This window comes from Marinospirillum sp., assembly GCF_014859565.1.
The window spans coordinates 1-11619 of the sequence record NZ_JACUUA010000109.1 but is presented as its reverse complement, the minus strand read 5'-3'; the positions used below and the strand labels follow the sequence as shown (position 1 = coordinate 11619).

Annotated in this window: 14 protein-coding genes; 7 read left to right on the top strand and 7 right to left on the bottom strand. The window is 53.0% G+C overall.

Annotation, left to right across the window (positions count from 1 at the left end):
• Positions 1–1026, bottom strand: a 1026-nt coding sequence (locus IBX50_RS12765) for a sulfate ABC transporter substrate-binding protein (RefSeq protein WP_292256394.1), incomplete at its 3' end; no start/stop codon positions are given.
• Positions 1027–1287: 261 nt separating this feature from the next.
• Here IBX50_RS12765 and IBX50_RS12760 point away from each other — a divergent pair.
• Both IBX50_RS12760 and IBX50_RS12755 read left to right on the top strand, forming a co-directional pair.
• Entirely contained in the window at positions 1288–2175 is an 888-nt protein-coding gene (locus tag IBX50_RS12760) for an EAL domain-containing protein (RefSeq protein ID WP_292256392.1), read from the top strand.
• Between the two features lie 71 nt (positions 2176–2246).
• Complete coding sequence (locus IBX50_RS12755) at positions 2247–3062, top strand: EAL domain-containing protein (RefSeq protein WP_292256390.1); 816 nt, start codon at positions 2247–2249, stop codon at positions 3060–3062.
• A gap of 6 nt (positions 3063–3068) precedes the next feature.
• Here IBX50_RS12755 and IBX50_RS12750 read toward each other — a convergent pair whose 3' ends face one another.
• Genes IBX50_RS12750 through ssuD form a run of 4 tightly spaced genes read right to left on the bottom strand, consistent with a single transcriptional unit; the run spans position 3069 to position 6884 of the window.
• Positions 3069–3935 (bottom strand): sterol desaturase family protein, encoded by an 867-nt coding sequence (locus IBX50_RS12750; protein WP_292256389.1) that lies wholly within the window; start codon positions 3933–3935, stop codon positions 3069–3071.
• 20 nt (positions 3936–3955) lie between these two features.
• Positions 3956–4843 (bottom strand): sulfurtransferase, encoded by an 888-nt coding sequence (locus IBX50_RS12745; RefSeq protein ID WP_292256388.1) that lies wholly within the window; start codon positions 4841–4843, stop codon positions 3956–3958.
• 28 nt (positions 4844–4871) lie between these two features.
• Positions 4872–5732: an amidohydrolase family protein gene (locus tag IBX50_RS12740; protein ID WP_292256387.1), complete on the bottom strand. Its 861-nt coding sequence runs from the start codon at positions 5730–5732 to the stop codon at positions 4872–4874.
• A gap of 21 nt (positions 5733–5753) precedes the next feature.
• A complete protein-coding gene (gene ssuD / locus IBX50_RS12735) occupies positions 5754–6884 on the bottom strand; it encodes an FMNH2-dependent alkanesulfonate monooxygenase (protein ID WP_292256385.1) in 1131 nt (376 codons plus the stop codon).
• A gap of 244 nt (positions 6885–7128) precedes the next feature.
• On the opposite strand from ssuD, the gene ssuE reads away from it, so the two are divergent.
• From ssuE to IBX50_RS12710, 5 genes are read left to right on the top strand one after another with little or no spacing between them, the layout of a single operon-like run.
• A complete protein-coding gene (ssuE, locus tag IBX50_RS12730) occupies positions 7129–7731 on the top strand; it encodes an NADPH-dependent FMN reductase (RefSeq protein WP_292256383.1) in 603 nt (200 codons plus the stop codon).
• Positions 7732–7773: 42 nt separating this feature from the next.
• Positions 7774–8802 (top strand): sulfonate ABC transporter substrate-binding protein, encoded by a 1029-nt coding sequence (locus IBX50_RS12725; protein ID WP_292256382.1) that lies wholly within the window; start codon positions 7774–7776, stop codon positions 8800–8802.
• 21 nt (positions 8803–8823) lie between these two features.
• Complete coding sequence (ssuC, locus tag IBX50_RS12720) at positions 8824–9624, top strand: aliphatic sulfonate ABC transporter permease SsuC (protein ID WP_292256380.1); 801 nt, start codon at positions 8824–8826, stop codon at positions 9622–9624.
• Complete coding sequence (locus IBX50_RS12715) at positions 9624–10427, top strand: ATP-binding cassette domain-containing protein (RefSeq protein ID WP_292256378.1); 804 nt, start codon at positions 9624–9626, stop codon at positions 10425–10427. Before ssuC ends, IBX50_RS12715 begins: the two co-directional genes overlap by 1 nt.
• A gap of 24 nt (positions 10428–10451) precedes the next feature.
• Entirely contained in the window at positions 10452–10670 is a 219-nt protein-coding gene (locus IBX50_RS12710) for a TOBE domain-containing protein (RefSeq protein WP_292256377.1), read from the top strand.
• Between the two features lie 45 nt (positions 10671–10715).
• Here the strand turns inward: IBX50_RS12710 and IBX50_RS12705 are convergent, their stop codons facing one another.
• Positions 10716–11117, bottom strand: a complete 402-nt coding sequence (locus IBX50_RS12705; RefSeq protein ID WP_292256375.1) for a type II toxin-antitoxin system YafO family toxin — start codon at positions 11115–11117, stop codon at positions 10716–10718.
• The gene (yafN, locus tag IBX50_RS12700) at positions 11114–11401 is read right to left on the bottom strand and encodes a type I toxin-antitoxin system antitoxin YafN (protein WP_292256374.1); all 288 of its coding nucleotides are present in this window, start codon (positions 11399–11401) and stop codon (positions 11114–11116) included. The genes IBX50_RS12705 and yafN overlap by 4 nt, the downstream gene beginning before the upstream one ends.
• Between the last annotated feature and the right edge of the window lie 218 nt (positions 11402–11619).

Below are 11619 nucleotides of genomic sequence, written 5' to 3'. Positions count from 1 at the left end.
GTTAATCTGTTGCAGCAGTTGATCAAAAACACCACCATTACTGAAGTGTTCCGCCTGTGCCTGTTGCCAGCCACCAAAAAAGTCATCCACCGTTATCAGCTGTAATTGTGGAAAACGGTCACTGAACTCGGCAGCAATGGCCGGGTTGGCTGGGCGGTAATAATGCTGGGCAATCAAGCGCTGGGCATCATCAGAATACAACTGTTCCAGATAAGCCTCCGCCACAGCGCGCGTGCCACGACGATCCACGTTGGCATCAATCACAGTCACTGGAGGTTCAGCCAGAATACTCAGTGAAGGTAAAACAATCTCGAACTGGCCGGGTGCCAGTTTTTCCATTGCCAGAAAAGCCTCATTTTCCCAGGCCAGAAACACATCCCCCAATCCACGCTGTACAAAACTATTGGTGGCACCACGCGCACCGGGGTCCAGCACCGGCACACGAGCAAAAAGCTGCTGTACAAAATTCCGAGCCTGCTCTTTGCTGCCGTATTTTTTCTCGGCATAAGCCCAGGCGGCCAGATAATTCCAGCGGGCACCGCCGGAGGTTTTGGGGTTGGGTGTGATCACCTGCACATCCTCACGAATCAGGTCATCCCAGTCCTGAATGCCTTTGGGGTTGCCGGATCGAACCAGAAACACCACGGTGGAGGTATAGGGGGCGCTGTTGTAAGGCAGGCGTTGTTGCCAGTCGGCAGGAATCAGCTGGCTGCGTTCATGCAACTGGTCGATGTCATAAGCCAGCGCCAGAGTGGCAACATCAGCGGGTAATCCCTCCGTCACGGAGCGTGCCTGGGTGCCGGAACCACCATTGGACAAACGAAAGTTCACCCGCTGCCCGGTTTGTTGCTGCCACCACTGGGCAAACAGATCGTTGTAATCCCGATAGAATTCACGGGTTGGGTCGTAAGACACATTCATCAGCGTGATGCTGCGGGCTTCCGCCTGCACACTGCTCAGCAACAGCAGAAAGGTGATGGAAACAGTGACAAAAAAACGTGTAAACAATAACAGGGTGGAGGGCATTTCCGGCTCCGCAGCATTCAGGTTGAACAGATGGCTGCCAGACTAAAGCAAATTAATCCATACAAAAAAGAATAAAAGGCAGTACCGATAGCAGATTAGGGAATATAGAGTGCAGTTTTTCTTGGTTGGGTTTCATAAGCAATCACATTAAATTGGCCAAACCGAAAAGAACAAAGTGAGTGCCTGCCATGAAAAAACTGCGAATGTGCTGCTGTTGCTTCTCACCTGTTTTGCCTTTGACAGTTTTTCTGGAGCACAGCCATGCCATTAACTTTTGTAATCGAACAACTTAATCAGCAATTAAAAACACTGCATCCCAGTGCAGCCCTGAGTCGCCATGCTTCATTGGAATATGAGGATCAGGCCATCCATGCCCAGTTGGGGAAGCTGCGACTGACACCAGTACAAAGCAGTGTTTTTCGTATTGCCAATGCGCAACGCGTTGCCAGTGACAGTCATCTACTGGTAACGGGGTCGTCTGGAAGGCAGCAGCCAGTGGAAGTGCTGTATTTACAAGCCTGGGATGCAGAAGACGTGATTTTTCTGGATCGTTTCCTGCGTACCCTGCACGCACTGCACCATGTTAACCAGCAGCATCAGGGTGCCACAGAGCAACTGATACTGGATGTACACGCCCGCCATCTGAGTGCTGTACCAACAGGGCATGGGCAGGTATTTGAAGGTTTGTTGTCCAGCCTGGGGCTGACCCCAGAGCAGATTATCCTGCGCCTGAATTTGCTGGCCTGTGATGATTGCAGTGGTATTGAACAGGCCATCAGCAGCTTTGCTGCCCGTGGTTACAGTCTGCTGGCTGCTTGTGAGCAAGCAAATTTATCCCAGTTGAGCCAATTAAAAGACCTGGGAGTGCAGCAGGTCTCATTAAATCTGCAATATTTGCAGCTGGTGGATACAGACTGGACGCTGGTTAGAAAATGGACAAAAGCAGCTGGTTATCTGGATCTTGAAACCCTCGCAGAGGGTGTGTTAACCACCGGAGATCTGAATTTGTTACTGGATCTGGGTTTTCAACTGGTCAGTGGATCGCTGCTTAGCAGCGGTGAACTGGAACAGTTGATTACTGCAGGAAAGGCGGGTCGGCTTTTTGCTCAGAACCGTCGTTTACACCCCGAGATGGGGTTGGGTTTGTGACATGGCATTAACCTCCTCTTGTCAGACTTTGCCGCCAGCAGTCAGGGCGGCTTTTTTTTGGGAAAATAAACATGAACGTGGCTTTGGATGCCTTGCAGCAACACTTTCAAAATGAACAGCACAAACTCTGGAGGGGCACTGATCCGCTACAGAAAACGCCTGAAGGTATCAGCGGTTTTTTTGCGCACCTGCAATTGCAGAGTTTTTTTCAGCCACTGCTGAATGCTGCCACCTTACAGCCGGAAGCCCATGAAGCCTTGTTGCGTTCGGTTGATAAGGTCAGTGGTGAATACCTGCCGCCTGCTGCGGCATTTAATGCGGCCAATACACCCACTGAAGCGGTGTATCTGGATCGCCTGTGTCGAGCCATGCATGCCGCCAACTTTGTGCGGCAGCAACCGGGCCAACAGGATTTATTTCTGAATGTCAGCGGTCGTCACCTGGTGGCAGTGACACGGGATCATGGACAGGCTTTTGAAGAGTTACTGATGTTATGCGGATTAAGGCCGCAGCAGGTGGTGCTGGAAATTCTGGAAGCCAGTGTGGAGGATCTGAGTTTATTACAAACAGCCATTGAGGCTTACCGTAAAAGAGGGTTTCGCATTGCCATTGATGATTTTGGCTGTCGTCATTCCAACTTTGATCGCCTCTGGCAATTAACGCCGGATCTGGTGAAGCTGGATCGCAGTCTGATTGAACAGGCGGTTGCCAACTCAAGAGCCCGACTGATTTTGCCCAAGCTGATTGATATGATTCATGATCTGGGCGCTCGCGTGGTTTGTGAGGGCATCGAAACCCGCAGCCAGCACCTGAATTGTGTGGATGCGGGTGCGGATTTGTTGCAAGGGTTTTATTACGCCAGACCACAACTGTTGTTAACCCGCTGATGCGGGTTAAACTTTTTCACCCGTGCTCTGGGTGCCAGCCCCTTGCTCGTTAACTTTCCTGATTTCCGGCCCGAAGCTGTAGCCTTGTGACTGGTTGCTGAAGGGCAGCAGCAGCAATTTACCCAGCGTCACATCTTTGGTTTTCTGCAACTCGCGCAGCCCCAGCGTTACCCCCAGATGCCCATCTTTCGGGGCATGCTGCATGGTGCCCAGAAATCTGTCCCAGATGGAGAGAAAAAATCCAAAATTGGAATTGGCTTCTCGTGGGTGAATGGAGTGATGAACCCGGTGCATGTCAGGTGTGCAAATCAGATAACGCAAGAAGGTATCCAGCTTGCCGGGGATGCGGATATTGCCATGGGTAAACATCGCTGAAGCATTCAACACTGCCTCAAACAGCAGCACTGCAACAGGATCAATACCAAAAGCTGCCACAACAGCCACCTTGTAGATAACTGAAATGATGATCTCAAGCGGATGAAAACGCAGCCCGGAAGTCACATCCAGATCCAGATCCGCATGGTGCACCTTATGCAAACGCCAGAAGAACGGCAAAGCATGGGACATGATATGTTGCAGGTAGATGGCCAGATCAAGAATCAGGAAACCAGCCAATAACTTCAACCAGATTGGCCAGTCAACCAGATTTAACAGCCCCCAGCCTTCTGCCTGCACATGCAGGGCAATCAGCACCGCAGCAGCACCCAGTGTCAGGCGCTGTACCACAACATTAATGCCGATAATCCCAAGATTGATACCCCAGCGTTTGGTTCTTGATTCTCGCCAGGGGCGCTTGGGGAAAAGCCATTCCAGACTGGCAACAGCAACCAGCACCACCAGGAAAATACTCAGACGAAACACTTCTTCAGACATGATCCGGCTTCCTGTTTTAATCAACGAACGGTCAGGGGGAATTCAGCTGCACTTCTTGATGACCAGTCCCACATGGAACCATCGTAGTTTTTGGCCTGGTATCCCAGATCATGCAGCACACTGGTAAACCAGCCTGCACGAACACCACCGGTGCAGTAAGCAATCACTTCGCTGTTTTCATTCACACCCAGCTGTTGCAGCTTCTGACGAATTTGCTGTTCCGGTAGCAGTCGCCCTTTGGCATCGGTCAGTTCACGATAATGCAGGTGAACAGAACCTGGAATATGACCACCACGGCTTTCACCATAAGGGGTTTCACCGGCAAATTCACGGGGTTCACGGGTATCAATCAAAACCAGATTACTTTGACCCAGTTGATTACGAATCTGCTCAGCCGTGATGTGCCAGTCTTCAACTGGCTGCGCAGTGAAACTGCCCGGCAAACGAGGTTTGCTGGCTTTACTGGCACCAGCAGCTTTCAGCGCCTGAAAACCACCATCTACCAGATAGGCTTGTTGATGTCCAAGAGTGCGAAGACTCCAGACAATACGGCCATCTTCTCCCCAGCCGTTTTCAGCATCTGCAACCACCAGTACCGGCTGATTGGCATGAACACCCCAGCGCTGAAACACTTCGTTGGTAAAGGTCTGATCCAGACTGACCTTGCCCAGACTGGCTCCACCTTGGTCAGACAGCTCACGCCACTTTACCGCAACACTGTTGCTGATACTGTTCCACCAGAGGCGGTTTTTCCAGTTGTCAGCGCGAGCGTCCAGTACCAGCGCATTTTTTTCATCAATCAGTTTTCGAGCTGCTTCGCCGTTCAGAATCCAGTTCTCTGAAAGGGCAATTCCAGGCAGGAACAGCAGGCTTGTAACGAGCAGTAGTTGTAACATTTTTTGTTTCATTGGTTGGTTCTCCAGCGTATTTAAACGCTCAGTCTTTTAGTTCAAACAGTTGTGCTGCATTGGTGTAGAGCAGTTGTTCCAGTCGATCTTCCCTGAAGCCCAGTTGCAGGAAGTCATCAATGCTCTGTCTGATCGGGCGGAAGGGGTAAGACGAACCGAACAGCAACTGTTTACCCAGAAAACTGTTGGCGGCATCCACATACACCTGGCTGCCGGGCTGGAACAGGTACATGTCCGGCACCAGAAAGATATTCTGATGCAGAAAGGCTGCACCCACGGCTTCAGCGGCATTCGGCCAGTAGCCGTGGTAACAGACAATCGGTAAGTCAGGATAACGTTTTGCCAGATTCGACAGTGCCGCAGGGTCGTTGTAACGCAGATCCGGTGTGGTGGGGCCGGTCATCAGAAAAACCGGTACACCAAGGCGTGAACACTCCTCATAGACGGGGTAATAAACGGCGTCATCCGGGTGGCGGGCTGGTTTTCCGAAACCCGGTTCCAGATCAATACCCGCCAGCCCCAGTTGGGTGATGGCATGGTTGATTTCCTGAAGCGCCGCTTCCGTGCCCTGTAATACTGGGTCCACCCCGGCAATACCCAGCAGCTCATCATGGCCATGGGTGATTTCATGGATCAGGCGGTTGGAAATCTGCTGACCGGATGTATGACGACCGACTACCACCGCTTTGCTTAATCCGGCTTCACGAATTTCGGCCAGAAAGCCTTCCTGGATCAGGGAGCGGGAAAAATGATCATCTGGGCCACGGGTGCCGACTCGTCGATTCAGCCAGCGAGCCGTTTCATACCCGGGCGAACCCGGGTTGGCACCAAAAAAATCGTGCAGAAAGGCCGGACGGCAACGCAGGTCGATTACTTTGGGTGAAGTCATGGGACAGGTGTTCTCCGTGATTCAGGTTGAACGATGGGTGGCACGTGCGTCAAAGGCACCGCCAGTGAATACACCTTCCGCATTGATGGCTTTTTTACCGGGCAGCAGCGGGAACACCAGCTCAGCAAAACGCACGGCTTCCTCCAGGTGGGGGTAACCGGATAGCACAAAGGTATCCACACCCAGATCCTGATATTCCTGCAAGCGTTTGACGATGGTTTGTGGATCACCCACCAGTGCTGTACCGGCACCGCCGCGCACCAGACCGACACCGGCCCACAAGTCAGGACTGACTTCCAGTTGGTCACGCTTGCCACCATGCAGTTGGGTGATGCGTTGCTGACCCACTGAATCCATACGGGCAAAGTTCTCCTGTGCCTTGGCAATGGTTTCATCATCCAGGTGTTCGATCAGGCGGTTGGCGGCGGCCCAGGCTTCTTCACGGGTTTCACGCACAATCACATGCACCCGCAATCCAAAACGCACTGTGCGGCCATGTTTGGCAGCCTTGGCACGCACATCGGCTATTTTTTCAGCCACTGCTGCTGGCGGTTCACCCCAGCTTAAATAGGCATCCACATGTTTACCGGCCAGCTCGTGGGCGGCTTCGGAAGAGCCACCAAAATACAGCGGCGGATAGGGTTTTTGCACCGGTGGGAAGTAGTTGCGGGCACCCTTGATGACGTGGTACTTGCCTTCAAGGTCAACCGATTCCCCGGATTCCAGCAGCTTGCGCCATACAGTCAGAAACTCGTCAGCCGCTTCATAACGCTCATCGTGGGTCAGATAAATGCCTTCTGCCGCCAGCTCGGTGGCATCACCGCCAGGCACCACATTCAGCAGCAGGCGACCATTCAGCGCCTGATCCAGAGTAGCAGCCTGACGGGCATTGGCGGTGGGGCCGCTGATCGAGGTGCGCAAGGCTACCAGCAGTTTGATGCGACTGGTGACCGGCACCAGCGAAGAAGCCACTACCCAGGGGTCCAGGCAACTGGCACCTGTTGGTATCAGCAGGCCGTCATAACCCAGATGTTCAGCGGTGGTGGCAATCTGGCGCAGGTATCCATTGGTTGCCGGGCGACCGGTATTGGTGGCACCCAGATAACGGGTATCACCGGAGGTGGGTAAAAACCAGAAGATTTCAAGACTCATGGCAGTGCCTCTTATTAAAGGATTAATTGAATTAAAGCGTTGGAGATAAATCCATTTTTTTGTGCGTTCATTGTTCTGTTTTGAAGTTCAGCAAACAAACGAGTTTTTTTGCATTGCTTAGCAGTTTTTATGCTGATTCGGCTTTGTTTGATTTCTGCATAGCAAAGTGATTTTTATTATTTATTCAGCGGATTTTTTGCGTGTTACTTTTCTCGGCAAGTCCAATTCATTGTCAGGAGGTTCCATGAATATTGTCACCGTTGCAGCCAGCCCGGCTGAACAATCCCGCTCCATTTTTCTGCTGAGAAAACTTGAGTCTTTTCTGAAAGATGCCGGTGCTCAGGTGCAAAGCTGGACGCTGGATGATTTTGATCCTGCCGCTCTGGTTTATACCCGCTTTGAAGACTCAGCTATCAAGGCTTATCAGCAGTCGATTCGTGAGGCCGATGTGGTGGTGTTTGCCACCCCGGTTTATAAGGCCGCTTATTCCGGTGGGCTGAAACTCTTGCTGGATGTCATCCCGGAACAGGGACTGAAAAGCAAAGCGGTATTGTCACTGGCTACCGGTGGTTCCAACGCCCATCTGCTGGTGCTGGACTATGTACTCAAGCCGGTTGTGGCGAATCTGGGTGCGCGTGTGCAACTGCCCGGTATTTATGTGGGTGATCAGGATCTTAAAAAAGACGGGCACGGCAGTTATCAGCTGACCGAAGCCTTGCAACAACGCTTGTCACTGGCCGCTGAGGAGCTGGTGGAGTTACTCGAAACGCCAGACTTGAAGGTCTCCACACCGGGAGAGCGTGAGCATTCACCGCTGCTGGGTGTACCGGGTCTGGCTTATTACTGAACAGCGGTCATGCATCATCCATTTAATGAGAAGGTTAATATCATGAGTGAACAGCAAAAACAAAACAGTCTGGATCAATCATCACTGGATACCACCGGTAATCGTCGCTGGTTCCTGCGTTCCAGCCTTTCACTGGCAGTGGCGGCCAGTGTTCTGGGAACAACCGCTGCCAGCTGGTCTGCTGGAGCGCGTGCCCAGACCACTCAGGCAAAAGAATTTCGGGTGGGCTGGCAAAAGGGTTCCAATCTGGCAATCCTGCGTGCCCGTGGCAATCTGGATGCGCGTCTGAAGGCCGCTGGCGTGGAAACCCGCTGGATTGAGTTCACCGCCGGGCCGCAAATGCTGGAAGGCCTGAATGTTGGCAGTATTGATTTTGCCGCTGTGGGAGAAACACCGCCGGTTTTTGCTCAGGCAGCAAGGGCTGATCTGGTGTATGTGGGGCATGAGCCACCGGCGCCCAAGGCTGAAAAAATACTGGTTCCTCAGAATTCTCCAATTCGCTCAGCCAAGGATCTCAAGGGTAAAAGGATAGCCCTGAATCGAGGTTCCAATGTGCACTACCTGCTGGTGCGATTGCTGGAAGATGAAGGGCTGCAATATTCGGATGTGCGTGTGGTGTTCCTGCCACCGGCTGAAGCCAGAGCGGCCTTCGAGAATGGCTCCATTGATGCCTGGGTGATCTGGGATCCCTTTGCTGCCGCTGCGGTGGATCAGACCAAGGCACGGATTCTGGTGGATGGAACTGGAGTGGTTCACAACTACAATTTTTACCTGTCCACCCGCCCCTTTGCGACCCGTCACCCGGAAGTCGTGCAGTGGGCTTTGGAAGAACTCAAGTCAACTGACGCCTGGGTACTGAAAAACTTTGATCAGGCTGCACGAATTCTGGCTCCCCAGATTGCGCTGAGTGAAGCAGTGACCGAAACGGCGCTGCGCAACTATGCCTATGGTGTGCAATGGCCGTTGTCAGCCGAGGTGATCGCCAACCAGCAGGCCATTGCAGATACCTTTGCCGATCTGAAGCTGATACCAAGGCGTCTTGATGTCGCTTCAGTCATCTGGAAGCCCTGATGAACAGGAGGGAGCTGACCGATGAGTAATCCGGAACGATCCATTGTGCAGCGTTACGGTGATCCACTCTTGCCCTGGCTGGTGCCGCTACTGCTGGTTGTGGTGTGGCAACTGGCCGTGCAGAGTGGGTGGGTCTCCACCCGTATCGCCCCGGCACCCTCTGAGGTGCTGGTGGCCGCTTGGAGTTTGCTGTTGAATGGTGAGCTGCTGACCCACCTCTGGGCCAGTTTTGTCCGTGCTGGCTGGGGCTTTCTGATCGGTGGTGGCATCGGGCTGGCGCTGGGCTTGCTGAACGGCGCTTTTCGAATTTCTGAACGCCTGCTGGATACCCTGATCCAGATGATCCGTAACGTACCGCATCTGGCGATGATTCCGCTGGTGATCCTGTGGTTTGGCATAGATGAAGCGGGCAAGTTGTTCCTGGTGGCGCTGGGAACCTTTTTTCCGATTTACATCAACACCCTGCACGGCATTCGTTCAGTCGATGCCGGACTGGTGGAAATGGGGCGCTCTTACGGTTTGAGCAATGTAGAGCTGTTTCGTCAGGTGATTCTGCCCGGTGCCCTGTCCAGCATTCTAGTCGGGGTGAGGTATGCGCTGGGCTTCATGTGGCTGACGCTGATTGTGGCAGAAACCATTGCCGCCAGTTCCGGCATCGGTTATCTGGCGATGAGTGCGCGGGAGTTCATGCAGACCGACATCGTGGTGCTGACGCTATTGCTGTATGCCCTGCTGGGCAAACTGGCTGATGTGCTGGTGCGCGGTGTGGAGCGTCATTTCCTGCGCTGGAACCCCGCTTACCTGAATGGAGGAAAAGCCTGATGAATGCTGTGCTGGAGCCAAAGACAGTCGTGACAGGACACCCCATTCGCCTGCAAGGATTAAAACGCCATTTTGGTGAGTTGCAGGTGCTCAAAGGCATTGATCTGGACATACAGGCCGGTGAGTTTGTGGCGCTGGTGGGTCGCAGCGGTTGTGGTAAAAGTACCCTGTTGCGCCTGCTGGCCGGGCTGGATGCCCCCAGTGACGGTGAAATATTGCTGAATAGTCAGCTCCTGTCGCAGTGGCGGGAAGATGTGCGCCTGATGTTTCAGGATGATCGGCTGCTGCCCTGGAAAAGCGTGATCGATAATGTTGGTCTGGGACTCAAGGGCAACTGGAAATCGCGAGCGCAGCAAGTGCTGGCCGAGGTCGGTCTGGCAGAAAAGGCAGATGCCTGGCCTGCACAGTTATCCGGTGGTCAGCGGCAAAGGGTAGCGCTGGCGCGTGCCTTGATTCATCAGCCGCGTCTGCTGTTGCTGGATGAGCCCCTGGGTGCGCTGGATGCCCTGACCCGACTGGAAATGCAACAACTGATTGAGCGCCTGTGGCAGCGTCACGGTTTTACCGTGGTACTGGTCACCCATGATGTGCCGGAATCGGTGCAACTGGGTGATCGAGTGATTGTACTGGAGGAAGGACAGGTGGGACTGGATCAGCCGATTCCACTCAAGCGTCCGCGTGAGCCTTCCAGCCCGGCAGTGGCCACCCTGTCCGGTCAGGTATTGAGCCGTGTGTTGCAGCAACAGCCCGGCGAATCCGCGCCGGAAGGTCATCAACTGGCGCAGCTGCGCTGGTCCTGGTAAACAACCCTTTTGTGAGGAAACAACATGAGCATCAAATCAGTCAATGCCCGCAATCAGTTTCAGGGCGTGGTGAAGGAAATCATTGAAGGGCCAGTGGTCTCGGAAGTGGATGTGGAAACCCCTTCCGGTATTGTCACTTCAGTCATCACTACCCGTTCAGTGAAAGAGCTGGGTTTGCAGGTGGGCACACCGGTATTGGCACTGGTGAAATCCACTGAAGTGTCCATCGCCACCCTGGCGTAGTTGTTGGCTTCACTCTAAACCAGCATTACTGCGTCCAAAGCGGGCTCAGTAATGCTGCCGAAAGCTTTCTGCCATCCTGGCCAGCTTGAACATCCTGTTGTTATTTCGAGCCTGTTGATGTGCCTCAGGCGCAAGAATCAGCATCAAGTAATAATACTGCGGGTGGATGGCACCCTGGCAATAGACCAGATGAATATCGCTGGTTCTTCGGAAGGGCGCAAGATGGGTTGGCCACCCGGGAGTATTTGCAGGTTTCAAATGCAAGTGCTGAACTTCTTCGCTGCGGATCAGTGGCAGGTTGCTTGGGTGATCATAAGGAACATCCCTGCCGAAGGTATCAGGCAATACACCAGAATCCTTGTATTGCCTGAAGTCACTCAATAGATTCTCCAGCTCTTGCTTGGGTAGTTGCTGTTTCAGCAACTGACTGGCAAACACCCGGATCATTCCACAAACACCAGGTCTTGATCCGAAGCGCTGTCCAGCAAGAAAGCACCCTGTTCAGCAACTTCCCTGAGCCGGGTTTCCTCTAGACGAAAGCGCGAACGGAAAGTTTGTACTCCCTGTTGTTCGGCGGCCTTTAGCAGCTGCTCGAAAACGGAAGCAGATACCATGTAACCGGCAGGTTTGTTGTTGGACAATACCGCAACCGGCTCGTTTATGAAGTACTGGGCTGGGTTTTTGCGTAAGTCCGTCATGCTGACGGTTTTTTCGGCAAGTATTACATGCATGCTCATAAACACCTCTGCACTGGTTTGTGCTTTATTGTGTATAGGATAGCATGGATTAAAAAATACAGAGTAGTGTGTGTTTTTTGATTTTCAGGTCATTGTTGGCTCATCCCTGAGCCATGCGTTGATACTGGTCACTCAGCGGCTCAGGCCGCTGGGTTGGACTCTTTCAGAAACACCTTGCTGTTCAGCGGTTTGATCCAGGCTTCATCCCCTTG